Here is a 22,174-nt window from a genome sequence, read left to right on the forward strand (position 1 = left end):
GCGCGCTCAGCGCCACTGCAGCAGCAGCGACCAGGGCTGGCGGCTCATGTGGCGATCGATGCACCCCGGAGCGCCCGGCGTGCATCCCTCGGGCAGGTAGCTCGGGTCCAGCCAGCGCGTGCCCGGCGCAAAGTCGAGCCGGCGCCGCGTGACCGACTGCAGCACGTTGCCGCCCACGGTGTCGAAGCCCGTGGCATCCACAGCCACCACCACGTCGCAATGCATGGGCAGCGGTTCGCCGCCGGTGTCCCGCGCGGCCAGCACTTCACCGATCTTGTCGAAGGTGTCGAATCCGGCGCCCGCGCCGCGTGCCTGGCAGACCAGGTCGCCGACGCGCGGCGGCGTGCGTGTCAGATCGCAGGCGCGCAGGGCGTAGCGCGTGGGGCGGCCCGCAGCCTCCTCGACGCCGGCTTGCCACGCAGCACCCGCATAGTCGACGTGTGCCTCGGAGAACACGAACTCGTCGTCCGCCAGCCCCGCCTGCCGCGCCAGCCAGCTGATGAAGGCCGCGGACCAGGGCGTGTCGATCACCGCGACCCGGCTCAGTGCGGCCTGAACGGCGCGCAGCTCCACTGAATCAAGCCCCTCGTCGGGGCCGACGCCCATGCCCTGCAGGCGCCCGGCCGTCGCTTCGTTCAACGCCTGCATCAGCAGGTGCCGGTCGGCGCCCCGCAGTGCGCCGAAGCGAACGAGCGACGGGAGCTGCGGATCGACGGCCTGCCAGTAGCCCAGCACCCGCTGCCATGGCGCGAGGCCCGGCACCGTGCGGCGCGTGTCCTCGGCTTCGGAGTCGCCGGCTTCGGTCATGCGGCCTTCGGCATCCATGGACTGGCCGCCGAAGGCCTCGTGCTCCTGCAGTGCGAAGGTCGCCATCGCGAGTGCGCGCGACGGTGAAGGGGCCTGCGTGGCCGTTTCGAGGCAGCCTGATGCAGCGGAAGCCAGGCCCGGCGCGGATGCGAGCAAGAAGGCTGCGGCGCCCAGGGCCGCCATCGCCCATCGTGAGGCAGGGGGCGCGTCCGGTCGCAGCATGCGATGCGCCTCAGGCCACTATCACCCGCTCGCACGCCTTGCGCAGTGCCGACAGCCCCGGCAGTTCGCGCGCCTTGGCATCGGTGACCACCACGTCGATGTCCGTCGTCCGCGCATAGGTCACGCGGCTGGCCTGGCCGATCTTGGCGTGGTCGGCCAACAGCACCAGTTGCTGCGCCTGCTCGGCCATGGCGCGCGCCACGGTGGCCTCGTGGTGCTCGAAGCTCATCGCGCCATGCTTGGCGTGCAGCCCCACCGGCGACAGCAGCGCCACGTCGGCGCGGTAGCGGCGTATGGCCTCGACCGTGGTGTCGCCGCAGGTGGCCTGCGCCTTCACGTCGATCTGGCCGCCCAGCAGGATGGTCTGGTTGCCGGTGAGCCGGCCTTCGCCCGCGCCCGCGAACTTGAGCGCGATGTTCAGCGAGTTGGTGATGACCGTCATGCCGCTCAGCGTGCCGATCTCTTCCGCGCAGATCGACATGGTGCTGCCCGCGTCCATGAAGATGGTCTGCCCCGGCCGCAGTAGTGCGACGGCGGCCTTGGCAATGGCGCGCTTTTCGCGCTGGCGCGCCACCAGCCGCACCGCGAGCGGCGGCTCGGGCTCCGCCTTGATGGCAACGGCACCGCCATGCACGCGGCGCAGTTCGCCCAGGCCTTCGAGTTCGAGCAGGTCGCGGCGCACCGTTTCGCGCGACACCGTGAGGTCCTGCATGACGCGCTCGACGCTGAGTCGCGAGAAGGTGGCGAGCAGGCTGCGGATGCGCAGGAATCGTTCTTCTTGGAGCATGGAATGCCGGCGTAAAAAAGAAAAAGGGGCGGCGTCAGTGTGACAGCCGCCCCGGTTGCACGTGAACAGGCACAGGGGCCGTGCAATTGTGCCGGCCAATATCCCGATGCAGGTGCGTTGGCCCCGTCCGTTGTCAGAGATCGGCGAGGCCCATGGCCGGATCGCTCACCGAGTGCTTGCCGGTTTCGACGCGGCCGGCAAAGCGGCGATAGAAGGCCGGATCGGCATCGCAGGTAACGGCGAAGTCGTACCACTGGCCGCTGCTGGCCAGCACCCACAGTTGCTCGGCCTTGCCGCCGCCGTTCACCGTGGCGTTCCACGGGCCGTCGTCGCGGTAGGCCTTGGCGCGCACTGTGAACTTGCAGGCGCCACCACCGCCGTTGAGCATTTCCAGGTACACGTTGCCGTTTGCAATGTCGTAGCACACCTGCACTTCGGGGCTGGGTGCGCCACCGGCGCGAAGCCGGTTGAGGTCGCCCTTGAAGTGGCGGTGATAGCCGCTTGGCCCGAGCACCCAGAGGTCGTAGAAGCCGCTGTTGTCGGTCGTGGGGTTCCACGTGTCGTCGAGCGTCTTGCCGGGCTCGACCATGTAACGGCGCGGCAGGCGGTCGAGGTTGAGCTTGTCGTACACATGGAACACGGCCGCAGCCTTGCCGCTGTTCTTGAAGATCAGCCGCATCTGGCCCTTGATGACATCGGCGCGCGCGCTCGTGTGCAGCTCGTATGGCAGGGCGCGCGAGGGGCGTGTGCCGGTGGCCTGGCGCGGCAGTTGCGGGTCGAGCGGCAACGCCACTTGCGCCAGGGCCTGCTGGTCGGCACGCAGCTTGTCGGCGTCAGCCTTGGTCGTGCGTCCCGTCAGCGTGGGAAGTGCTTCCGTGTTGGGCGTGGCGAAGTTGAATGCGCTGGTGAGGTCGCCGCACACTGCGCGGCGGAACGGCGAGATGTTGGGCTCCTTCACGCCGAAGCGTGCCTCGATGAAGCGGATCACCGAGGTGTGGTCGAAGGCCTGCGAATTGACCCAGCCGCCGCGGCTCCATGGCGAGACGATATACATCGGCACGCGTACGCCGGGGCCGTACACACGGCCATCAGGTGCGGGCTGGCCGCTGGTGCCCGGCGGCTTCGGGTGCGTGAAGCGCTCCACGGCGAGGTCGGCCTCGGGCAGCGTGGTCTTGCCGGCCATCGAGCCGTCGGGGTTGAGCGAGGGCGCGGCCGGCGAGGGGTAGTGGTCGAAGTAGCCGTCGTTCTCGTCGAAGTTGATGAGCAGCACGGTCTTGCTCCACACGTCCGGCACGGCGGTGAGCGCGTCCAGCGTTTCCTGGATGTACCAGCCGCCCTGCACCGGGCTCGAGGGGCCGGGGTGCTCGGAGTAGGCCGCGGGCGCAACGATCCACGACACCTTCGGCAGCTTGCCGTTCTTGATGTCCTGGCGGAACTGCTCGAGGAAGCCGCCGTCGGGCATGGTGTTGGCAATGCCCTTGTAGAGCGGGTTGCCGGCGTCGTCGCTGGCCGGGTCGTAGGCGGGCGACGGGCCGTCGTTGCTCACCGGCTTGCCCGAATCCTCGTTGGCCTTGCGGTACTGCTTGAAGCCGGCCAACGGGTTGTCGGTGAAGTTGTCCGGCAGGCTCTGGTAGATGATCCAGCTGACCTTGGCTTCCTGCAGCCGCTCGGGGTAGGTCTTCCACTCGTAGCCGGTGGTGGACGGGCCGATGTCGTCCCATTCGTTGTTGACGGTGGCCACGTTGGCGCCCGTGGGGCCGTTGGTGCCGGTCCAGTGGAACATGCGGTTCGAGTTGGTGCCCGTATGCATGCTGCAGTGGTAGTCGTCACACAGCGTGAAGGCATTGGCCAGCGCGAACTGGAACGTTACTTCGGCCTCCTTGAAGTAGCCCATCGACGCATTGGTCTTGTAGCGCGGCCATTGGTAGGCGCGCCCGCCGTCCCAGGCGTTCTGGCCGTCGCTCCAGGAGTGGGGGGTACCGCTCACGCGTTGTGCGTTGCCTTTGCGGCTGTCGAGGTGGTAGGGCAGGATAGGTTTGCCGCTGGCATCGCTTTGCTGCCACACGTTCAAGCCCTTTGGCAGCGGAATGGTGAAGCGGTCGCCGAAGCCCCGCACACCCATCAGCGTGCCGAAGTATTGGTCGAACGAACGGTTCTCCTGCATCAGGATCACGATGTGCTCGACGTCCTGGATGGTGCCGGTCTTGTTGTTGGCCGGAATGGCGAGCGCGCGGCGGATGCTCGGCGGAAAGGCCGAGAGCGCAAGGGCGGCGGCGCCGGTCGTGGCCGTGCCGGTGAGGAATTTGCGACGTGAGTTCGTCATGGGCTTGTTGTTTTGGTTGGACATGGTTCGGCGGGGCTCAGGGTGCGCAGCTCTTCACGGGGGCAACGCCGGTGTCGGGTTGCGTGGGCGTGGTGGGGGGCGTCGGTGTGCCGCCGACGAAGCCGCCGCCACCTCCGCTGCCGCCGCAGGCGGAAAGGGCGCAGGCCAGAACGAGCGCGGGCACGAGGCGCGCGCAAAGAAGGGTTTGAACTTGCATGGTTTGATCCTCTGGAATCGTTGTTGTCTTGGGGCTCGGGGGTGATTGGGGTCAGGGCAGCGTCGACAGCGGCGTGCCCGACTTGAAGATGCTGGTCAGCTCGTCGTTCGTGAGCGAGCGGTTCCAGATCGCGAAGTCGTCGAAGTCCATGGCGCCGCGCGGCGAAGAGGTTTCGCGCTGGTAGTAGAGGCCGGTGCCGTCCTCGTTCAGGCCCAGGCCGTTGCCCAGGCCGCCGAGCTTGTCGACCAGCGCGCTGGTGATGGCGGTGCTGTTGGTCTGGATGCCCCTGACGGGGTCCATCACGTAGCCCTTCATCGTGAGTGCGGCCTTGTCGATCACCACCGCCACGTAGGCCCACTGGCCAGCGCTCAGGCTGTAGCCGTTGCTGTCGGCGCGTGCGCTGCCCGTGCCTACGTTGAAGCGGATCTCGCAGCTGCCGAACAGCCCGATGGCCAGACCCGCGTTGCCGCCGGTGGTGTAGTTCTTGTTGCCGATCACCGTGCCGCCGTTGCTCACGCCCTGGCTGCAGGTGTTGTCGGTGCGCATCCAGAAGCCGATGGTGAAGGCCGTGACCGCCGGGTTGGTGGTTACGTCGCTGTTCTGCACCAGGCGATAGCCGGCCATGCCACTGGCGTTCTTCACGGTGCTGTCGACGCGCAGCGCCTTGGCCTTGTTGGGTGCCGGGAAGCTGTCGTCGACCAGCGTGCCGCCGTTGGCGTCGGCAGCCCAAGGGGCGAGCGTGGAGGCACTCTTCGCATCGACTGCAGGCAGGGCGTTGAGCGGGTAGTAGTTGACCAGCCCGTTCACCAGCGTGGGAGCGAGCGTCACCGGCGGTTCCGGCGGTACCGGCTTGACGTAGGCGATCTGCGCGGTGAGCGCCACGGTGACCTCGTTGGCGACGACCGCGTACTGGAAGGTGTACAGCCCGTCGCTCTCGGCGACGATGGGGCCGACGTAGGCAGTCGAGCCGGCGGGCAGCGTAGCCACCAGCTTGCCGTCGCGCAGCACCTGCACTGGCGCGGTCGTGGTGCCGGCGAGCGTCCACGACAGCTCGATGCTGCGCTTGTCCGCACCCGTCTTCGCCGAGAGGCCGCGCAGCGACGTGGCCGCCTGCAGGGCCTGGCCGTTGAAGCGGTAGTCGGCGGCCGCGGGCAGCGCGCCGAGGTGACGCAACACGGTCGGCGCGATGTCGGTGGCGGCCGAAAGTGCGAGCAGGCTTGCGTCAGCAGGAGCGGTCGTGCCGACGCCGGCTTGCGCCGCGAGCGTTTTGTTGCTCGCGATGAAGATGGTCTTGTTGTCGTTGTCCTGCAGGCCGGTTGCACCGCCGAAGGTGTCGAGGCCGTGGCTGGTCGTGAGGATCACGAGCCAGTCTTCCTTCGGATCGTTGGCAGTGCGCTGCGCGATGCGCGCCAGCAACTGGCCCACGCCGGCGGCGGTGTCGGCGATCGCGCGCTGGTACGCGTCGCTCTTCAGGCCGCTGCTTGCCGCCGCGCCCGGTGCGCCGTACTGCGCGACCAGCAGGTCGTAGCCCGTGTCGATGAGTTGCGCGGTGCGGTCGGTGACGCAGGTGTCGGCGCCGGCGCAGTCGATTGCGCTGTCGAGCGTGCCGGTTTCGTTCGACAGCAGCAGCGGATAGAGCGCGCTTGCGGTGACGGAAGCTGTCTTGTAGGCGGTCGTCTTGTTCTGCCTGGCGAGCGCGAAGACCGAGGGCGCGAGCTTGACGTCGATGCGCTGGTCGTTCGTGTCCCAGCGCACGCCGTGGCGCTGCGCCCATGTGCCGGTCAGCAGCGTGGCCCAGCCCGGGCCGTCGGTGGTGCGCTGTTCGCTCAGCGTGCCGTTGGCGCCGCCGGTCCATGCCGGTGCAACGCGCAGCGACTGCAATGCCGGCACCTTGTTCTGTGCCATGGCGTCGCGAAGCGCCGCATGCGTGAGGCCGTCGATCTCGACGACGAGTGCCTTGGGCCCGCTCTTGCCCTGGTTGACTGTCGGCGCCGGGTTGCTTCCGCTACCAGGCGACGGTGTGCCGATGGGTGGGAAGCCGTTGCCGCTACCTCCACCGCAAGCGGTAAGAAGCAGCAGGGCGCACATGCTTGTTCCTGCCCATGCGCGGCGCGTGTTCATTCCTCTGATCATGTTTCCCTCGAAGTTCTGAGACGCATATCCCGCGGCTGCGCCGAAGGAACGTGGGTGTCTTTCTGTTCTTGTGCAAATTAAGTTATTTACAACAAAACACACAAATACTCTTAATGCCTCAGATGCTGAGGTTCTCAGGTGACAACGGTTTGACAATCCCCGCGAACGCCAACGCCCAAAAGAAACGGGGCCCGAAGGCCCCGCGTGAGAGAAATGAAAGGAGGAACGTGCTGCTTCAGTCAGCGAATCTGCGCTTCGTAGTCTTTCTCGAGCGCTGCGTGGTTCGTCCAGAAGCCCTGTGGCTTGCGCCCCGCCAGCACCTCGATGAGCACATCGACGTGCGCATGCCACCCGCCCGCCACGCTGACCATGTCCTTGCGGCTTGCCAGCCGGCGATGCGTGAGCACGAGCTGCGTGGTGTTGCCCTGCGGCTTGAGCTCGAAGGTGACTTCCGACGGCGCCGGGCCTTCGTCCCAGCTGATCGTGAGCAGCGTCGGCGCTTCCATGCGCACCAGCCGCGACTTCTGCACGATGGGCTGGCGGCATTCGGCGTAGCGATCAGGGGCCACCTCGCCGGTGAGTTCGGTATGGTTGAAGCGCAGGTCGAACATCTCGCCCGGTTTCTGCGCCATGGTGCCGCCGGCAAGCCAGGTGGCGCGCTTGTCGGGGTCGGTCAGGTAGGCCCACACGCGCTCGATGGGGGCGGGCAGGGTGCGCTCCATGCGCAGGGTGCCGGGGTCGACCTTCTGGCCGAGGCTGTGCTTGATCGTCATGGGTATGTGCTCCTTGTGAATGAAGAAGGGGAGATCACTTGCGCGATTTCTCTTCGCGCCGCAGTTCCTGCTCCAGCGCGTCGAGACGGTTGTTCCAGAAGCCTTCGTAGTAGCGCAGCCAGGCATCTGCCGTGGCCAGTGCTGCGGGCTCCAGCCGGCAGACGTGCGCGCGGCCCTGCACGGTGCGTGATACCAGGCCCGCGCGCTCCAGCGTCTTCACGTGCTTGGACGCCCCCGCGAAGGACATGCGAAACGGCGCACCGAGTTCGCCCACGCTGCATTCGCCGTGGGACAGCAACTGCAGCATGGTGCGGCGCGTGCTGTCGGCCAGGGCGTGGAATACGGCGTCGAGCCGTTCGTCTGCGAGTTCTAGTTCAACCATGAGGTTGAATATAGGCATTTCCAGATCAGTATTCAACTATATGGTTGAATAAACCTTGCCGTTACAGCGGATACACCCGGGACGCACAACGCCGTCCGGAGGCTGGAACGACGAGGGTGCCGCTCCTAGGATTCGCTTCGTACCATCCACTCGACCAAAGAAAGAGAAAACGAAATGAACCCTCTAGTCCAGCGCCGAAGCCTGCTGCTTGCCGCCTCCGTCTTGCCGCTCGCCAGCGCATGCACTGCGTGGTCTGGTACGGCATCGCAGTCTTCGGCTGAAGCGCAGCTCGCCGCGCTCGAAAGTGCCTCGGGCGGCCGCCTGGGCGTGGTCGGCTTCCACACCGGCAGCGGCGCGCGCATCCAGCACCGGCCGCACGAACGCTTTCCGCTGTGCAGCACCTTCAAGCTGATGCTGGCCGCGGCCGTGCTCGAACGCAGCACCAAGGACAGCGGCCTGCTGTCGAGGAACATCAGCTACAGCAAGGCGGATCTGGTCGCCTATTCGCCGATCACCGAGAAGCACATTGCCACCGGCATGACCGTGGCCGCGATGTGCGCCGCCACCGTCCAGTACAGCGACAACGCGGCCGCCAACCTGCTGCTGAAGGTGCTGGGTGGCCCGCCCGCCGTTACCGCCTTTGCGCGCGGCATCGGCGACCAGGCCTTCAGGCTCGACCGTACCGAGCCCGAGCTCAACACCAGCATCCCCGGCGACCCGCGCGACACCACCACGCCCGCGGCCATGGCCGACAGCGTGCAGCGGCTGGCGTTGGGCGATGCGCTGGGCACTGTGCAGCGCGACCAGCTGCAGACCTGGCTGCTGGGCAACACCACGAGCACAGAGCGCTTTCTGGCGGGCGTGCCGGCCGGCTGGAAGGTGGGGGACAAGACCGGATCGGGCTCGTATGGCTCCACGAACGATGTCGGCGTGCTGTGGCCGCCGGCCGGTGCACCGATCGTGCTGTCGGTCTACCTGACCTTTCCGCAGAAGGACGCGAAGGGGCGCAACGATGTCATTGCGTCGGCGACGCGCATTGCGGTGGCCGCGCTGGCAGGCTGATCAGCGAAGGTCGAACAGCGCGGCGGCGTTGCCCCAGGCGATGCGTTGCGCTACGTCGGCCGGCAGATCGCCGAGCCAGGTGCGGTAGCCGCGCATCGTCTCGTCGTAGGCGCTCCAGCGCTGGTTGACCCAGGTGTCGGAGCCGACCATGAAGCGACCCGGGTACTTGAGGATCAGCGCACGCCATTCGGGGCACAGCCTGCCGCCTTCGCAGGTCAGCCCCGGGCGGTACGAGAGCTCACCCATCAGCAGCGGATAGCGCTCCAGCAGCGCCTGTACCCGTTCGACCGGTGGGCCGCCGATGCCGGTGTGGGCCCAGATCAGGCGCAGGGCCTGGCCCTTCGATGGCGCGTTTGCCATCAGCAGGTCGATTGCCACGTCGTCGACGTGCGCAAGCACCGCGAGCTTGCGCTGCTCAGCCAGCGCTATCAGCTTCTTCGCCACGGGGCCGTTGGCATCGGCGCTGTCGTACAGGTGGAATTCCCCGAGTCCGCGATAGGGTCCGCTCGCGGTGCCGCGCGCAAGCTCGGTCTGCACCATCTCGTAGATGGTCTCGTCGCGGAACCAGTTGGTGTAGTCGTCGCGGTTGCGGTACAGGCGCACGAAGGGCACGACCGTCACGCCCGCGGCGCGTGTCTCGCGCGCTGCGGCCAGGGTCTGCGTGCCAGCGTTGGGGCGCGAATTGGCAATGATCGCCTTGACGTTGTTGCGCTGTATGCGCGCGAGCGCCTCGGCGGGCGGGTAAGGGCCGGTGTTGCCGTCCCAGGCTTCCTGGTTGTAGTGCAGGTGCGTGTCGAACAGCGGGCCTGCGTAAGCCGGGGCCTGTCCGTAGGCGCTGGGCGCGATGGTCGTGCAGGCGGCCACAAGCATGGCGGCGATTGGCGCGATGGTTTTCATGCGGTGCTTCGAGCCAGATCAGGCATCCGGGTAGTGCTCGGCCAACACCTCGCGAACGGTTTCCTGCAGCCCCTCGAACATCTCCGTGACGTTGACTGCCTTGCCGTCCTCGATCCGCTTGGAGATCATGGTCTTGGGAAACAGCAGGAGCGAGGTCTGCTTGTACCGGAGCGCGGGGTCCCGTCCGTACTCGTCCTCGACCATCCACCAGTCGAAATCGGTACGAGTGCTGATGAACACTTTGCCGAATGCGAGGCCCAGCGCCTGAAGGGAGTAGGTGGCTTCAGGCTCGACGAGCTTCGAGTCGATGACTTTCTGCAGTGCGGCGAGGTCTGTCCTTGTACCGGTCAACTCGTGACCGCTGGCTTCGGACACCAGCTCCGACGCGTGCATGAGCTGGGTGGCAATGGCCCGAAGGTCCGACTTAGCGGGGGAAACGATCTTTTGTTCCATGGCGCGAGTATTCCCTCTCAGGTTTGCATGTACTTGTCGGATCTTGACTCTGTCGGCATCGGCTGCGGCTCGCCGATCATCTCGCGCAAGGTCGATTCGATCGTGCGGGACATTGCGTCCAGCGCAAGGTCGTTCGGCGAGGTGCCGAAGGGGTCTTCGATCTCGGCGCCGAGTGCTTCGAGCGCGAAGAAGGTGTAGGCGATGAACGCGACCACCACCGGCGTCATGGGGCCGATGGCGTCCACCAGGCCGAAGGGCAGCAGCACGCAGTACAGGTAGATCGTGCGGTGGATGATGACCGAGTAGGTGAACGGAATCGGCGTGCCCGCGATGCGCTCGCATCCGCCCAGCGCTTCGGTCAGGCGGCCCAGCGGAATTTCCATGGCCTGCGCGAGCGTCGGGTCGAGATGGCCGCCCCTCCGTTTGTCCCGCAGCCATTCGCCGACCATCAGCAGGAGAACGGCCGGCTTGAAGCGCGCGGCCTGCAGGCGGGCGCAGTCTTCGGGCGACAGCAGCCGCGCGAGGTCGGCCGAGGGATCGGTGCCGCGCAACTGGTGGCGCAGAGCATGCACGAAGGCGATGAGGCGAAGCGTCGGCTTGCCTGCCTCGGCGGGCGCATCGGCCAGCGTCAGCACCTGCCGCACCAGCGAGCGGGTTTCATTGAGCAGCGTGCCCCACAGGGTGCGCGCCTCCCAGTAGCGCGAATAGCTCGTGCCGTTGCGAAAGCCAAGGAAGATGGCCAGCGTCAGGCCGATGAGCGAGAAGGGCACGAAATTGAGCGGCACCTTCCACTGGAACAGCCGGCCGTGAAGCACCGTCACCAGCACCGCGAAGGCGGTGGTCCACAGGAGCTGCGGCGCTATGTCCAGCAGGACCGAGCCGCGCCACACGAAGAGCATGCGCAGCCAATGAGGGCGGGGTCGGACGATCATCGGTCGGCGATTATCCCCGCACGACCGGGCCGCGGGCCCCTACAGCACGAACCAGCCCACCGCCACGTAGTGGCTCGCAGTGCCTGCCAGCACGAACAGGTGCCACGCACCGTGCGCGTGCCGGAAGCCTTGCCTGTTGCGATAGAACACGGTACCCGCCGTGTAGAGCACGCCGCCGATCAGCAGCCATGCGAGCCCCGCGCCGTCGAGCCGCGCGGCCAGCGGCACGGCGGCCAGCACGCCGAGCCATCCCATTCCGATGTACAGCGCCAGCGAGGGCTTCTTCGCCCCGCCGCCCTTGGCCGGCATCAGCTCGCGCCAGATGCCGAAGAGCGCCGCGCCCCAGATCGTCGCCAGCAGCAGCCAGCCCCATGGGCCTTGCAGCGTGACCAGCGCAAAGGGTGTGTAGGTGCCGGCGATCAGCAGGTAGATGGCGCAGTGGTCGGCACGCTCCCACATGCGCTTGAGCCGCCCGCGCGTGCTGTGGAAGAGGGTGGAGGCCGCATACAGGGCCACGGCCGAGAGTGAGAACACCAGCGCTCCCGCGATGCGCGCGGGGTCGCCGGTGGGCAAGGTCTTGGCGAGCAGCAACGCCGTTGCAGGCAGCGCGAGCAGCAGGCCCAGCAGGTGGCTGTATCCGTTGAGTCGTTCTCCGGGGTACATCGTGCTGGCTGCCTTTCGCCGTTCTGCCTCAGCGGCCCGTTTCCTTCAGGTACGTCTTGCGCGCCGCGAACGCCGTGTTCGCGAAGTCCGAGAACACGCCGTCGATGCCGGCGCGGAAGTACGCCAGGTACTCGGCTGTCGGGTCGCCCTTGTAGATGCCGGCCAGGTACTTCGCCTCGTTGCGGAAGGTGTAGCTGTGCACGAACAGGCCGGCCTTGTGCGCGTCGGCGATCAGGCTGGTGGGCTTGATGGTGTTCACGTCGGCCAGGCCCTTGTTGGGCGTGACGAAGGGCACGATGGTGTGGGCCATGACCTGCGGCTTCCACGGGCCGATGCCGTCGGCATAGGTCTTCACGTCGGCCAGGCCCGCGGGCGTGAGCATCTCGCCGAACCACTTGGGGTTGCCGGCCAGCGTCCAGCTGTAGGGGCGGCCGTCGACGAAGGTGTAGACGTCCTTGGTGACGTAGATCATCTCGCCAGTCTGGTAGTTGACGTCGTTGCCGTCCACCAGTTGCACGGCGCGGGCCTTCATGCCGGCCGAGCGCAGGTACTTCAGGCTCTCGGGCTCGAAGCTCTGCACGAAGATCGGCGCGTCTTTCCGGTTCAGATCGTTGAAGTTCATGATCTTCAGCAGCGCGTCTTCGAGCGGATGGCTGCCAGCAGGGCCGCAGCCGTTGGCAATGGCCTGCGCGTTGTTCCAGATCGGGTTCTTGGTTTCCGGGTACACGGTGAGCGTGCGGCCGGTGGAGGCGCTCTTGGCCTTGGCGATGTCGATCACTTCCTGGAAGCTCAGGATCGGCAGCTTGCCGTTGAGGTCGGTGGGGCGCTGGTCCTTGGCGTCGTAGGTGGTGCCGCGGATCCACTGGCGCAGCTCGTCCATCGTGAAGTCGGTGATGGACCAGTCGTTGGTGTGGTCCTCGCCGTCGACGATGAGCGACTTGAGCACCGACTTCGGATCGCTCGGGTCGGTCAGGTCGCTCAGGTACTGGGCCGGGCCGTTGGCCTCGATGGCCGGGTACTTCACGTCGACCAGCACGCCGGGCACGGTGCGCTTGCGGCCCGCAACGGTGGTGTTGGTCGCGGCGACGGCGGCGATGTTGGTGTTGTCGCTGAGCCAGGGGTTGTGACGTGCGACGAGCACGCAGTCCTTGGTGAGGTGCAGGTCGGTCTCGAGCGAATCGGCGCCGGCATCGGCCGCGGCTTCGTAGGCGACCTTGGTTTCTTCGGGGTACAGCCCCGGCAGGCCGCGATGGCCGATGACCAGGGGCACGGAGCCGTCGAGCGTGCCCAGCGGTGCGGGGGCAGGGGGAGCCGGGGCGGGTGCGGGCGCCGGTGCCGGCGGGAGGACCGGGAACGAGACACCTCCGTCGTTGCCGCCACCACAGGCGGCTATCACGAGGCAGCCACCGATGGTTGCGATGGCGGCGCGAACCGGGCGGGGCGCGGGCGCGGGAACGTTCTTTTTCATGTGAAGTTTTCGAATATTTGTTGAAAGAGAAACGAAAGCCGCCGGATGCTAGGTTTGCCCCGTGACGGGACAGTGACCAGCGAGTGCCCGCTGACGAGCCCTGAAATCACGCAGGCGCGTTGGTGCGACCAGTGCGTGCGAACGTGCTTGGAGACAGCCCCACCGAGCGGCTGAAGGCAGTGCTGAACGCGCTTGCCGACTGATAGCCGATTGCATGCGCGACCTCTCCAAGCGAAAGACCGTTATGCCACAGCATGTCCTTGGCCAGAGCCATCCGCCATCGCAGCACGTACTCCATCGGGGGCACACCAAGAATCTGTGTGAAGCGGGCGGCAAATGCGGCGCGCGACATTCCGACTTTCTTTGCGAGATCCTCGATGGTCCAGCGCCGTGCCACGTCCTCGTGAATAAGCCGCAGCGCATCCGCCATTCGCGCATTTGCCAGGCCCGCCAGGAGCCCGGAAATCGGCGCGTCGTCTTGTGTCGGCCGCCAGCGCAGGGCCTCGATCAGCATGATCTCGACAAGGCGCGTCAGGATGGCGTCGCCACCGGGTCTTGGCGTCGTGTTCTCTTCATCGATGGCGCGCGCAATCCACGTCAAGCGCGCCGCTCCGCTGTCAGCGGCCTTGATGTGGACCACTGTCGGCAGGAGCCCCACCAGCAGCGGGGCACTCGTCGGGTCGAACAGGAAGTAGCCGCCGAGCATCCTGACTGCCGCCTCGTCACCCTGGGTGCCATGGCGGATCTCTCCCGCCGGGCTGGCATCTGCGATGCGCATCGTGGGGCGATCCATGGCCTCGAGGTCGCTGCCCATCCGGAAGCCGGGCGTTGCCGGCAGCAAGACGTAGTCCCCGGGTTCCATCAGGAAGGGCTCAGCCGAGTCCAGGCTCAGCCAGCACGAGCCTTTCAGCATCAGGCAGAAGCTGGGCTGTCCGTAGTTCGGGTATTGCACTGCCCAGCTACCCGCGCCGCTGACGAACTTCGACAGAACGGTTCGTGGACGGAGCAAAGCCACGATGGAAGCCAGTGGGTCAGCGTTTAGACGATCGCGCATGAAATCGAGATTAGGCGGGATGGATCGTCTTGGTCAAGAACCCTAGCATCGGACCGATCTTCAAAGGACATCGAACATGAAAACTGTACTTATCACTGGCTGCTCTTCGGGTTACGGCAAAGCCACGGCAGAGCATTTCCTCAAGCAAGGCTGGAACGTCGTCGCGACGATGCGCAAACCGGATCCGGCGTTTCTGGGTGAGCCTTCGCAGCGCTTGCGCGTGGTCCAGCTCGACGTGACGAACAACGACAGCATCGTGCAAGCCATTGGCCAAGGCATCGCCGCCTTCGGCAAGATCGATGTGCTGGTGAACAACGCGGGAATCGGCTTGTTCTCGGCCTTCGAGGTGACGCCAATGGAAACCGTGCGCGAGGTGTTCGAGACCAACACCTTCGGCGTCATGGCAATGACCCAGGCCATGATTCCGCTCATGCGCGAGCGCGGGGAAGGGGCCATCGTCAACGTGACCTCCAGCGTCTGCTTCGCCGGCATGCCGATGGTTGCGCCCTACGCGGCGAGCAAGTTCGCCATCGAAGGGTTCACCGAGGCCCTGTTCTTCGAACTCGAATCCATTGGTGTGCACGTCAGGCTCGTGGAGCCCGGCTATGGTCCCGGGACGGCCTTCACGGCAAACGGCATGGACCGCATGAACGGCTTGATCTCGCCGCCGTACCAGGCGTATGCAGGGCAGCTCATGGCGCAGTTCGGGACTGCCGGCGCGGTGACGACTCCGGATCAGGTCGCGGCGGCCGTCTTCGCTGCTGCTACGGAAGAGTCGGAAGCGCTGCGCTTCCCGGCCGGACCGGACAGTGCCCATTTGGCCAATGCACGGTGGAACAGCACCGACGAGCAATTCCTGACGGGAATGCGGTCGATGCTGCGCATGAAGAGGTGAGTCGAGGCGCTCAGGGCCGCGTACCCACCAGCACCGGCTGGAAGAACGCGCCGTCGATGCGCCGAACGTTCTGCAGCCCCGCTTCTTGCATGAGCTCGCTCAGCCGCGTCGTCGATATGGCGTAGTAGCGCGATCGCATCACGCGCGTGCTCACTGCGTGCGTGGCGAGGTCTTCCGTGACGAAGAAGAAGCCAAGGTCGTAGTGCTCGCCCGTGCCTCCGTCATCGAAATCCCAGACCTGGAACAGCACATGGCGTTGGCCGTTCTCCACGCGCGCGCCGTAGTGCTTCACGATGTTGCTGCCGCGCTCTTCCTTCGCGTAGTCGCGCACGCTGACGACGCAGCCGCCGCCGGGGCGCAGGCAGGCGGTCATCTGGCGCAGGGCGGTCCGCAGGTCGGCGTCGGTCTGCAGATGCGGCATCGAGTTGTCGCACGACATCACGATGTCGAAGCCGCTGCCGTGATGCGTGTGCGCTTCGCGCATGTCGCACACCGAGAAAGCGATGTCGAGGCCGCGCAGTTTCGCTTCATGCCGCGAGCGTTCGATCTCGTTGGCCGACAGGTCGGAGGCCGTCACCACGTGGCCGAGTGCCGCGAGCCCGAGCGCTTGCGTGCCAATGCCGCACGACACGTCGAGCACTTTGCGATGCGCGCCACCACCGGGCCATTCGGCCTCGATGAGTTGCGAGAGCTTGTCGCCCTGCAGGCGGATGCTCTCGTTCCAGTCCGGATAGATCAGGTGATAGAGCGGTGCGAGCTCGTCGTAGAAATCGTCGGTCATGCGCTTTATCGTGGCACCTTGCCCACGGTGTTCGGCGCGCGAAGAAAGTCGAAGTCCACGCCCTTGTCGGCCTGCATCACGGTCTGCAGGAACAGCTTCTTGTAGCCGCGCTCGGCGGTGGGTTCGACCACCGTCGTCTCTTCCGCTCGGCGCGCCAGTTCTTCGTCCGTCACCAGCAGTGAGATCTCGCGCTTGGCCACGCTGAGCCTGATGCGGTCGCCGCTGCGCACATACGCCAGCGGCCCGCCGATGGCCGACTCGGGCGTCACGTGCAGCACGATGGTGCCGAAGGCGGTGCCGCTCATGCGACCGTCGGAGATGCGCACGATGTCTTTCACGCCGGCGCGCGCGAGCTTGCGTGGAATGGGGATGTAGCCCGCCTCGGGCATGCCAGGCGCCCCCTTGGGGCCGATGTTTTTGAGCACCAGCACGTCTTGCGGCGTGACGTCGAGCGCGTCGCTGTCGATGCGCTGCACCAGGTCTTCGGCGTTCTCGAAGACCACGGCGCGGCCCCCGTGCTCCATCAGCGCCGGGTCGGCGGCCGATTGCTTGATGATCGCGCCGCCTGGCGCCAGGTTGCCCCACAGCACCGCGATGCCGCCCTGCGGATAGATCGGCTGGCTGGCGGGCCGCACCACGTCCTGCCTGAAGCCTGGCCCTGCGCGCTCGATTTCCTCGCCCAGTGTGCGGCCCGTGACCGTGAGTGCATCGAGGTGCAGCAGCGGCTTGAGTTCGCGCAGCAGTGTGGCCATGCCGCCGGCGGCGTGGAAGTCTTCCATGTAGTGCTGGCCCGAGGGCTTCAGGTCGAGCAGCACCGGCGTTTCGCGGCCCATGCGGTCGAGCGCGAGCAGGTCGATGTCCAGGCCCATGCGGCCGGCAATGGCCGCGAGGTGCACGATGCCGTTGGTCGAACCGCCGATGGCCAGCAGCACGCGCATCGCGTTCTCGAAGGCGGCGGGGGTCAGCACCTTGTCGATGGTGAGGCGGTCGCGCGCGATCTGCACGGCCTGCGCGCCGGTCTGCTCGGCAATGCGGATGCGGTCGGCCGTTACGGCTGGCGGCGAGGCGCCGCCCGGCATCGTCATGCCCAGCGCCTCGGCAATGCAGGCCATGGTGCTGGCCGTGCCCATCACCGAGCAGGTGCCCACGCTCGCGACCAGCTGGTTGTTGACGTCGGCGGTTTCCTCGGCGTCGATCTCGCCCGCGCGATACCTGCCCCAGTAGCGCCGGCAGTCGGTGCAGGCGCCCACGCGTTCGCCGCGGTGGCTGCCCGTGAGCATCGAGCCGGTGATGAGCTGGATCGACGGCAGGCCGGCGGAGGCCGCGCCCATGAGCTGCGCCGGTACGGTCTTGTCGCAGCCGCCGATGAGCACTACGGCGTCCATGGGCTGCGCGCGCACCATCTCCTCGGTGTCCATCGACATCAGGTTGCGCAGGTACATGCTGGTCGGCGCGGCGAAGCTCTCGTGCACCGAGATGGTCGGAAAGTCCATCGGCAGGCCGCCCGCGAGCATCACGCCGCGCTTGACGGCCTCAATGAGTTGAGGCGCATTGCCATGGCAGGGGTTGTAGGCGCTGCCGGTGTTGGCGATGCCGACCACGGGGCGATCGAGCGCCGCATCGGTGTAGCCCGCGCCCTTGATGAAGGCCTTGCGCAGGAAGAGCGAGAAGCCGCGGTCGCCATAGCTGGTCAGGCCCTTGCGCATGCCCGCGTTGCTGTTGTCGGTGTTGTCGTCGGGCTCGAAGGGAGATTCGGACATGGGACGTGGTTTTGTTGTTCGTCGGAACTGGTATTTGACTCGCTGACAGCTTTTCTGGCTTTTCTTTCAGCGCGCGCCTTCGGCCAGTGCAGCCTCGTAGACAGCAAGGTCGTCCGGCGAGAAGCAGCAGAAGACGACTTCCTCCACTGACGTGACGACCGCCAGCACTTCGCGCACGGTGCTCACCGCGACCTTTGCCGCCAGTTCGACGGGATAGCCATAGATGCCCGTGCTGATGCTCGGAAACGCGATGCTGCCCACCCCTTGCCCGGCGGCGAGCGCCATCGAGCGCCGGTAGCACGACGCGAGCAGTTCGGGCTCGCCCGCCTCGCCACCACGCCACACAGGGCCGACCGTGTGAATGATGAAGCGGGCAGGCAGGCGGTAGCCCTTCGTGAGCTTGGCATCGCCCGTCTTGCAGCCGCCCAGCAGCCGGCATTCGTGCACCAGCTCCGGCCCTGCGGCGCGATGGATCGCGCCGTCCACGCCACCGCCGCCGAGCAGCGAGGAGTTGGCGGCGTTGACGATGGCGTCGACCTGCAGCGTGGTGATGTCGGCGCGGATGGCGCGAAGGGTGGTCGTCATGGTGCGGTGGCTCGGGGCTGGCATCGTAGGCGCGCGGGCCGGAGTCGGGCAAACCCGCTTTCGATGTTTGTTGCAAATATTTACGATTCCCGGGTCGGGCGCATTTGCCCGGCGTCCGTCCGCTGCCATGGCGTCGATCTTGCATACGGCCGGACTGTTCTCAACCCGAGGGAGAGTCGATGAAAAGCTTGTTGCCATGGCGCCGCGCCGGTGTTCTTTGCATGGCGCTCGCAGGGGCGGTAGCCGCCCATGCGCAGGTGCTGCAGTTCAAGTGGGGCCATGTCTACGAGCCCACGAGCATCTTCCACCAGCAGGCAGAGCTTGCGGCGCGCAAGATCGCCGAACAGTCCGACGGCAAGATCAAGATCGAGGTGGTGCCGTCTTCCAAGCTGGGGCAGGAGGCCGATTTTCCGCTGATGCTGGCGAACGACTCCGTGCAGATCGCCTACGTCGGGCAGGCCACGCTGGCCGAGGGCTATCCGCCGCTGAGCCTGGGGAGCTATCCCTTCGCCTTCAAGGACCTCGACCATATGCGCAAGTACCTGGCGAGCCCGCTGCTGGCCGACCTGATGAAGGGCTACAACGAGCGGAGCGGCAACCGCATGGTGGCCGCCGTGTATTACGGCGCGCGCCAGGTCACGTCGGCCAAGCCGCTGTCGAAGCCCGAAGACTTCCGCGACCTGCGTCTTTACGTGCCTGCCGCCGCGGCCTACCAGCTGTTTGCTACCGCGCTCGACGCCAAGCCGGTGACGCTGCCTTTCATGAGCCTCTACAGCTCGCTCAAGAAGAACGAGGTGGAGGCGCAGGAAAACCCGCTGGACATCGTCAAGTCGAAGAAGCTCTATGAGGTGCAGAAGTACGTGCTGCTGACGGCGCATGTCTACGACACGCTGGGCATCGTCATCGGCAAGGCCGCATGGGCCAGGCTCGCGCCGGCGCAGCAGGCGATGGTCGAGAAGGTACTGGTGGAAACCGCGAAGTGGACCAACGTCGGCGTGATCGCCGGCGAGCTTGAGGACGAGAAGTTCCTGCGCGACAAGGGCATGACCGTGGCGCCGGTCAACCGGCAGCTGTTCCTGGAGCGGATCGTCAAGCGCTCGACGCCCGAGCAGGTAGGGGCGCGGCCGGGCGACTACGCAAAGCTGCAGGCGCTGGCAGGGGCGAATTAAGGCGCTTCGAAAGCGCGAAGCAACGTCTGTGACAGCTCGGCCACGAGCGCTTCGCGCTGGGGCGAGGGGCGCCAGAAACTGCGCGTTGCAATGCCTGTCGATTCCCACTCGGGATGGTTGCGTGCCGGCTGCGCGCCGCGCACCGCGGCCGCGGCGGCTCGCGTGGGGGAATCGCCGTCCTGGGGCGATTCGGCGGCGATGCGCTGCGTGGCCGCATGGCCGCGCTGCTCCAGCGCCTGCGTGAGCTTCAGCTGCCACGCGACCAGCGTGAACAGCACGCCGTCTTCCACGGTGAGTTCGTGCACGTCGCGCAGCTTGTTGGCCAGCTTGCGGCCGAGCGGCCCCCAGCCCTGCGACACCGCACCGCCGATGGCTCCGCCCAGCGCCGCACCCGCGCCGAGCGAGATGCCGGCCACGGCCAGGTCGGCGACCACGCCCACCGCCGCACCGATGACCGCGCCTTTGCCGAGGCGCAGGCCCGCGTCCTTCATGGCTTCGGGGCTGAAGAAGTCGAGCGTCCAGCGGCCTTCGATCATCGGCAGCGGGGCCTCATCGGCGTCGCCCTGGCGAAAGCCGTAGAGCGCGAGCAGGTCGTCGGTGCAGCGCTGGGCCTTGTCGAACACTGCCTTCTGCAACGCGGCGACTAGGGCCTGCCGTCGCGCGGCGTCGGCAAATTCGGTGGAGGACACCGTGCGGCGCACCGCAGCGGCATCGACCAGCAGGGCGGCGATGCGCGTGCAGGCGGACTGGCGGCGCTGCACCGCTTCGTCGGCCAGTGCATCGACAACGCCGTGCAGCAGGTCGCGGCGCTCGCGCAGCAGCGTGGCGAGGTCGTTGTACAAGTCCTGCTCGGCGCCGACGAACGGGGCGGCCGCGTCGAAGCGCACCTGCACGTGCAGGCCGTAGGCCGAGAGCAGCTCTTTCCACGCGGGCTCGCGGCTGGCGGCATCGCGCACGAAATTCAGCACCGGCAGCACGGGGCGCGCGCAGGAGTTGAGCAGCTCGATCTCGTCGCGGAACTTGGGCAGCACCGGTTCGCGCACATCGATGACGAGAAAGGCCGCGTCAATGTCGAGCATGGTGCGCAGCACCTTGGCCTCCTGCTCGAACACGCCATGGGCTTCGGGGCCCTGCAAGAACTGGCGGATGCGGTCGGGGGGCGTCGCTTGCGCATCGAAGCCGGCGAGGTGCTCGCGCAGCGCGACGGCGTCTTCGAGGCCCGGCGTGTCGAAGAAGCGCACGGCGGCTTCGCCGTTCACGTCGAGGTCGACCGATTCGACATGGCGCGTGGTGCCGGGGCGCTGCGACACCTCGCCGAAGCCGATGCGCCGCGTGAGCGTGCGCAGCAGCGAAGTCTTGCCGGCGTTGGTGTGGCCGACGACGGCGATGCGGATGGGCTGTTGCGTCATGGGGCGATCGCGCTTTCCGGCAAGGCGATGTCCAGGCGATCGCTGGCGGTGATGCGCTCCAGGCCAGTGTCGCGCAGCCAGTCGAGCCATCGCTGCGTGGCGCTCGCACCGGGTGCGTCGGCCAGCCACAGGCGGCACTCGCCGCAATGCGCCAGCACTTCGCGCAGGAAGCGTTCGGTGCCGCGGTCGGGGCTCGATGCGGCGTGGCACACCAGCAGTACCGTGCGCGGATGGGTATGGGCCAATTGGTCGAGCAGGGCGCGGCGCGCGGGCGCACTGCCGTCGATGCGCTGCGCCTGCGTCTCGACGCCGGCGGGCAGGGCGGCTGGAGGCCACGGCATGTCGGGCGGCAGTTCGAAGCCGACGACGAAGAGGGCGTCATGCAGTTCCGAGGCAGGCAGGCCCGCGGGCAGGGCGCTGTGCGTGCGACCTGGATCGGCATCGACGATGGCCGCCGGCGCCAACGCGGCGAAGCGGGCCAGCAGCTTGCGGTAGTAGGGCTCGCGCCAGTCGGGCTGCAGCGCCTTGCGGCGGCGCTTCCAGACGAAGGCGCTCAGCAGCACGAGCACGACGCGCGGCAGCAGCCCGTAGACGACGATGCAGCCGGTCAGCCACAGCGCCCAGGTGCGCTGGCCTGCAGCGCCGGGAGTTGCGGCCAGCACGGTGGCGGCATCGGGCACCGGAAAGCCGAGCTTCGCTGGCGCCCAGCCCAGCACCTGCACTACGCGCACGAAGAAGTCCGGGTCAAGAATCGTCGTCTCCCAGCTCAACGTGTAGCTGCGAAACGCGAGCGCGAATAGCATCGCGGCCAGCACCACGGCAAACGACAGCGACCAGATGCCGTGGCTCACCAGCCCGAAGGCCCATGGCAACAGCTTTGCGCGGGACAGCAGCCCCGTGGCCGCGCGCACCAGCACCGGCGCCTGTCCACGCTTGCCGCCCGCCACCCGCGCCGTGAGCGACAGCCAGATCCAGCCGAGCGATGCGGTATTGAACGAGCCGAGCGGCATCCACAGGCCCGCGAGCCACAGCAGCAGCGTGAGCGCGTGCAGGCCCAGCAGGCTCACGAGCGCGACGATCACGTTGATGTGGCGCTCGCCGCCGCCGACCACGCTGCCCGCCAGCCCGAGACCGGCCATGACGATCAGCGCCACCAGCGCGAGCAGCACCCACGGCGCCCACTGCCGGGCACGTGCGAGTTCAGGCTGCAGGCCGATGCGCTCGCCGAGCTGTAGCGCGCGTTCGGTGATCTGCCCGTGGGCATCGGCTGTGCGCGAGGCGGCGATGCGAAGGGCTTGCGCGTCGTCGAGCGGGCCGCTCTGTTCGGTCCATCGGATCGCCTCGGTGATCACCGCATCCGGAAAAGCAGATTCGCGCAGCGCGGTGTTGGTCAACAGGGTCC

General features: G+C 67.1%; 21 protein-coding genes. 3 read left to right on the forward strand and 18 right to left on the reverse strand.

Translation table 11 applies throughout. The annotated features are described in order from the left end of the window. Positions 1-6: 6 nt before the first annotated feature. The 7 genes from BMW87_RS00490 to BMW87_RS00520 form a co-directional block, all read right to left on the reverse strand. A complete protein-coding gene (locus BMW87_RS00490) occupies positions 7-1,029 on the reverse strand; it encodes a DUF2272 domain-containing protein (protein ID WP_093073351.1) in 1,023 nt (340 codons plus the stop codon). Positions 1,030-1,039: 10 nt separating this feature from the next. Beyond that, positions 1,040-1,816: a DeoR/GlpR family DNA-binding transcription regulator gene (locus tag BMW87_RS00495; protein ID WP_093055693.1), complete on the reverse strand. Its 777-nt coding sequence runs from the start codon at positions 1,814-1,816 to the stop codon at positions 1,040-1,042. Positions 1,817-1,949: 133 nt separating this feature from the next. After that, a complete protein-coding gene (locus tag BMW87_RS00500) occupies positions 1,950-4,139 on the reverse strand; it encodes a phosphocholine-specific phospholipase C (RefSeq protein WP_093075086.1) in 2,190 nt (729 codons plus the stop codon). Between the two features lie 37 nt (positions 4,140-4,176). After that, entirely contained in the window at positions 4,177-4,356 is a 180-nt protein-coding gene (locus tag BMW87_RS00505; protein WP_093055695.1) for a hypothetical protein, read from the reverse strand. 51 nt (positions 4,357-4,407) lie between these two features. Further along, entirely contained in the window at positions 4,408-6,444 is a 2,037-nt protein-coding gene (locus BMW87_RS00510) for a LamG-like jellyroll fold domain-containing protein (protein WP_093073353.1), read from the reverse strand. 284 nt (positions 6,445-6,728) lie between these two features. Beyond that, on the reverse strand, positions 6,729-7,262 hold the full coding sequence (locus BMW87_RS00515) for an SRPBCC family protein (protein ID WP_093073355.1): 534 nt from the start codon (positions 7,260-7,262) through the stop codon (positions 6,729-6,731). 34 nt (positions 7,263-7,296) lie between these two features. Then, positions 7,297-7,644: an ArsR/SmtB family transcription factor gene (locus tag BMW87_RS00520; RefSeq protein ID WP_093055698.1), complete on the reverse strand. Its 348-nt coding sequence runs from the start codon at positions 7,642-7,644 to the stop codon at positions 7,297-7,299. Positions 7,645-7,818: 174 nt separating this feature from the next. Here BMW87_RS00520 and bla point away from each other — a divergent pair, with 174 nt between their 5' ends. Next, a complete protein-coding gene (bla, locus tag BMW87_RS00525) occupies positions 7,819-8,706 on the forward strand; it encodes a class A beta-lactamase (protein WP_093073357.1) in 888 nt (295 codons plus the stop codon). Here bla and BMW87_RS00530 read toward each other — a convergent pair whose 3' ends face one another. The 6 genes from BMW87_RS00530 to BMW87_RS00555 all read right to left on the reverse strand — a co-directional run bounded on the left by BMW87_RS00530 (position 8,707) and on the right by BMW87_RS00555 (position 14,173). After that, positions 8,707-9,576, reverse strand: coding sequence for an amidohydrolase family protein (locus tag BMW87_RS00530; RefSeq protein ID WP_371258792.1), 870 nt, complete (start codon positions 9,574-9,576; stop codon positions 8,707-8,709). It lies immediately after the preceding gene. 45 nt (positions 9,577-9,621) lie between these two features. Beyond that, positions 9,622-10,056: a DUF3806 domain-containing protein gene (locus BMW87_RS00535; protein WP_256216612.1), complete on the reverse strand. Its 435-nt coding sequence runs from the start codon at positions 10,054-10,056 to the stop codon at positions 9,622-9,624. 17 nt (positions 10,057-10,073) lie between these two features. After that, a complete protein-coding gene (locus BMW87_RS00540) occupies positions 10,074-10,988 on the reverse strand; it encodes a bestrophin family protein (RefSeq protein ID WP_093073361.1) in 915 nt (304 codons plus the stop codon). Between the two features lie 39 nt (positions 10,989-11,027). Next, positions 11,028-11,651 carry a PAQR family membrane homeostasis protein TrhA gene (locus tag BMW87_RS00545; RefSeq protein WP_093073363.1) on the reverse strand — a complete coding sequence of 208 codons (624 nt, stop codon included), beginning with the start codon at positions 11,649-11,651 and terminating at the stop codon, positions 11,028-11,030. A gap of 28 nt (positions 11,652-11,679) precedes the next feature. Then, positions 11,680-13,119: a glycerophosphodiester phosphodiesterase family protein gene (locus BMW87_RS00550; protein ID WP_093073365.1), complete on the reverse strand. Its 1,440-nt coding sequence runs from the start codon at positions 13,117-13,119 to the stop codon at positions 11,680-11,682. Positions 13,120-13,225: 106 nt separating this feature from the next. After that, complete coding sequence (locus BMW87_RS00555) at positions 13,226-14,173, reverse strand: AraC family transcriptional regulator (RefSeq protein ID WP_093073367.1); 948 nt, start codon at positions 14,171-14,173, stop codon at positions 13,226-13,228. A gap of 76 nt (positions 14,174-14,249) precedes the next feature. On the opposite strand from BMW87_RS00555, the gene BMW87_RS00560 reads away from it, so the two are divergent. Further along, positions 14,250-15,068: an SDR family oxidoreductase gene (locus tag BMW87_RS00560; RefSeq protein WP_093073369.1), complete on the forward strand. Its 819-nt coding sequence runs from the start codon at positions 14,250-14,252 to the stop codon at positions 15,066-15,068. 10 nt (positions 15,069-15,078) lie between these two features. On the opposite strand, the gene BMW87_RS00565 is transcribed toward BMW87_RS00560, so the two are convergent. The 3 genes from BMW87_RS00565 to BMW87_RS00575 form a co-directional block, all read right to left on the reverse strand. Further along, a complete protein-coding gene (locus tag BMW87_RS00565; RefSeq protein ID WP_093073371.1) occupies positions 15,079-15,849 on the reverse strand; it encodes a class I SAM-dependent methyltransferase in 771 nt (256 codons plus the stop codon). A gap of 5 nt (positions 15,850-15,854) precedes the next feature. After that, positions 15,855-17,609: an IlvD/Edd family dehydratase gene (locus tag BMW87_RS00570; protein ID WP_093073373.1), complete on the reverse strand. Its 1,755-nt coding sequence runs from the start codon at positions 17,607-17,609 to the stop codon at positions 15,855-15,857. A gap of 66 nt (positions 17,610-17,675) precedes the next feature. Further along, a complete protein-coding gene (locus BMW87_RS00575) occupies positions 17,676-18,194 on the reverse strand; it encodes an O-acetyl-ADP-ribose deacetylase (RefSeq protein ID WP_093073375.1) in 519 nt (172 codons plus the stop codon). A 179-nt stretch (positions 18,195-18,373) separates the two neighbouring features. Between BMW87_RS00575 and BMW87_RS00580 the strand changes: the two genes are divergently transcribed. Further along, entirely contained in the window at positions 18,374-19,363 is a 990-nt protein-coding gene (locus tag BMW87_RS00580; protein WP_093073377.1) for a sialic acid TRAP transporter substrate-binding protein SiaP, read from the forward strand. Here BMW87_RS00580 and BMW87_RS00585 read toward each other — a convergent pair. Beyond that, positions 19,360-20,772: a GTPase/DUF3482 domain-containing protein gene (locus BMW87_RS00585; RefSeq protein WP_093073379.1), complete on the reverse strand. Its 1,413-nt coding sequence runs from the start codon at positions 20,770-20,772 to the stop codon at positions 19,360-19,362. The two genes, BMW87_RS00580 and BMW87_RS00585, sit on opposite strands and share 4 nt — an antisense overlap. After that, positions 20,769-22,166 carry a DUF2868 domain-containing protein gene (locus BMW87_RS00590; RefSeq protein WP_093073381.1) on the reverse strand — a complete coding sequence of 466 codons (1,398 nt, stop codon included), beginning with the start codon at positions 22,164-22,166 and terminating at the stop codon, positions 20,769-20,771. Before BMW87_RS00590 ends, BMW87_RS00585 begins: the two co-directional genes overlap by 4 nt. Positions 22,167-22,174 lie beyond the last annotated feature (8 nt).

Source organism: Variovorax sp. OV084, assembly GCF_900111625.1.
GTDB lineage: Bacteria > Pseudomonadota > Gammaproteobacteria > Burkholderiales > Burkholderiaceae_C > Variovorax.

Bases quoted from the DNA above. Each gene is read 5' to 3' on its own strand.
- BMW87_RS00490 (WP_093073351.1), bottom strand. From the start codon at position 1,029: ATGCTGCGACCGGACGCGCCCCCTGCCTCACGATGGGCGATGGCGGCC.
- BMW87_RS00495 (WP_093055693.1), bottom strand. From the start codon at position 1,816: ATGCTCCAAGAAGAACGATTCCTGCGCATCCGCAGCCTGCTCGCCACC.
- BMW87_RS00500 (WP_093075086.1), bottom strand. From the start codon at position 4,139: ATGACGAACTCACGTCGCAAATTCCTCACCGGCACGGCCACGACCGGC.
- BMW87_RS00505 (WP_093055695.1), bottom strand. From the start codon at position 4,356: ATGCAAGTTCAAACCCTTCTTTGCGCGCGCCTCGTGCCCGCGCTCGTT.
- BMW87_RS00510 (WP_093073353.1), bottom strand. From the start codon at position 6,444: ATGTGCGCCCTGCTGCTTCTTACCGCTTGCGGTGGAGGTAGCGGCAAC.
- BMW87_RS00515 (WP_093073355.1), bottom strand. From the start codon at position 7,262: ATGACGATCAAGCACAGCCTCGGCCAGAAGGTCGACCCCGGCACCCTG.
- BMW87_RS00520 (WP_093055698.1), bottom strand. From the start codon at position 7,644: ATGGTTGAACTAGAACTCGCAGACGAACGGCTCGACGCCGTATTCCAC.
- bla (WP_093073357.1), top strand. From the start codon at position 7,819: ATGAACCCTCTAGTCCAGCGCCGAAGCCTGCTGCTTGCCGCCTCCGTC.
- BMW87_RS00530 (WP_371258792.1), bottom strand. From the start codon at position 9,576: ATGCTTGTGGCCGCCTGCACGACCATCGCGCCCAGCGCCTACGGACAG.
- BMW87_RS00535 (WP_256216612.1), bottom strand. From the start codon at position 10,056: ATGGAACAAAAGATCGTTTCCCCCGCTAAGTCGGACCTTCGGGCCATT.
- BMW87_RS00540 (WP_093073361.1), bottom strand. From the start codon at position 10,988: ATGATCGTCCGACCCCGCCCTCATTGGCTGCGCATGCTCTTCGTGTGG.
- BMW87_RS00545 (WP_093073363.1), bottom strand. From the start codon at position 11,651: ATGTACCCCGGAGAACGACTCAACGGATACAGCCACCTGCTGGGCCTG.
- BMW87_RS00550 (WP_093073365.1), bottom strand. From the start codon at position 13,119: ATGAAAAAGAACGTTCCCGCGCCCGCGCCCCGCCCGGTTCGCGCCGCC.
- BMW87_RS00555 (WP_093073367.1), bottom strand. From the start codon at position 14,173: ATGCGCGATCGTCTAAACGCTGACCCACTGGCTTCCATCGTGGCTTTG.
- BMW87_RS00560 (WP_093073369.1), top strand. From the start codon at position 14,250: ATGAAAACTGTACTTATCACTGGCTGCTCTTCGGGTTACGGCAAAGCC.
- BMW87_RS00565 (WP_093073371.1), bottom strand. From the start codon at position 15,849: ATGACCGACGATTTCTACGACGAGCTCGCACCGCTCTATCACCTGATC.
- BMW87_RS00570 (WP_093073373.1), bottom strand. From the start codon at position 17,609: ATGTCCGAATCTCCCTTCGAGCCCGACGACAACACCGACAACAGCAAC.
- BMW87_RS00575 (WP_093073375.1), bottom strand. From the start codon at position 18,194: ATGACGACCACCCTTCGCGCCATCCGCGCCGACATCACCACGCTGCAG.
- BMW87_RS00580 (WP_093073377.1), top strand. From the start codon at position 18,374: ATGAAAAGCTTGTTGCCATGGCGCCGCGCCGGTGTTCTTTGCATGGCG.
- BMW87_RS00585 (WP_093073379.1), bottom strand. From the start codon at position 20,772: ATGACGCAACAGCCCATCCGCATCGCCGTCGTCGGCCACACCAACGCC.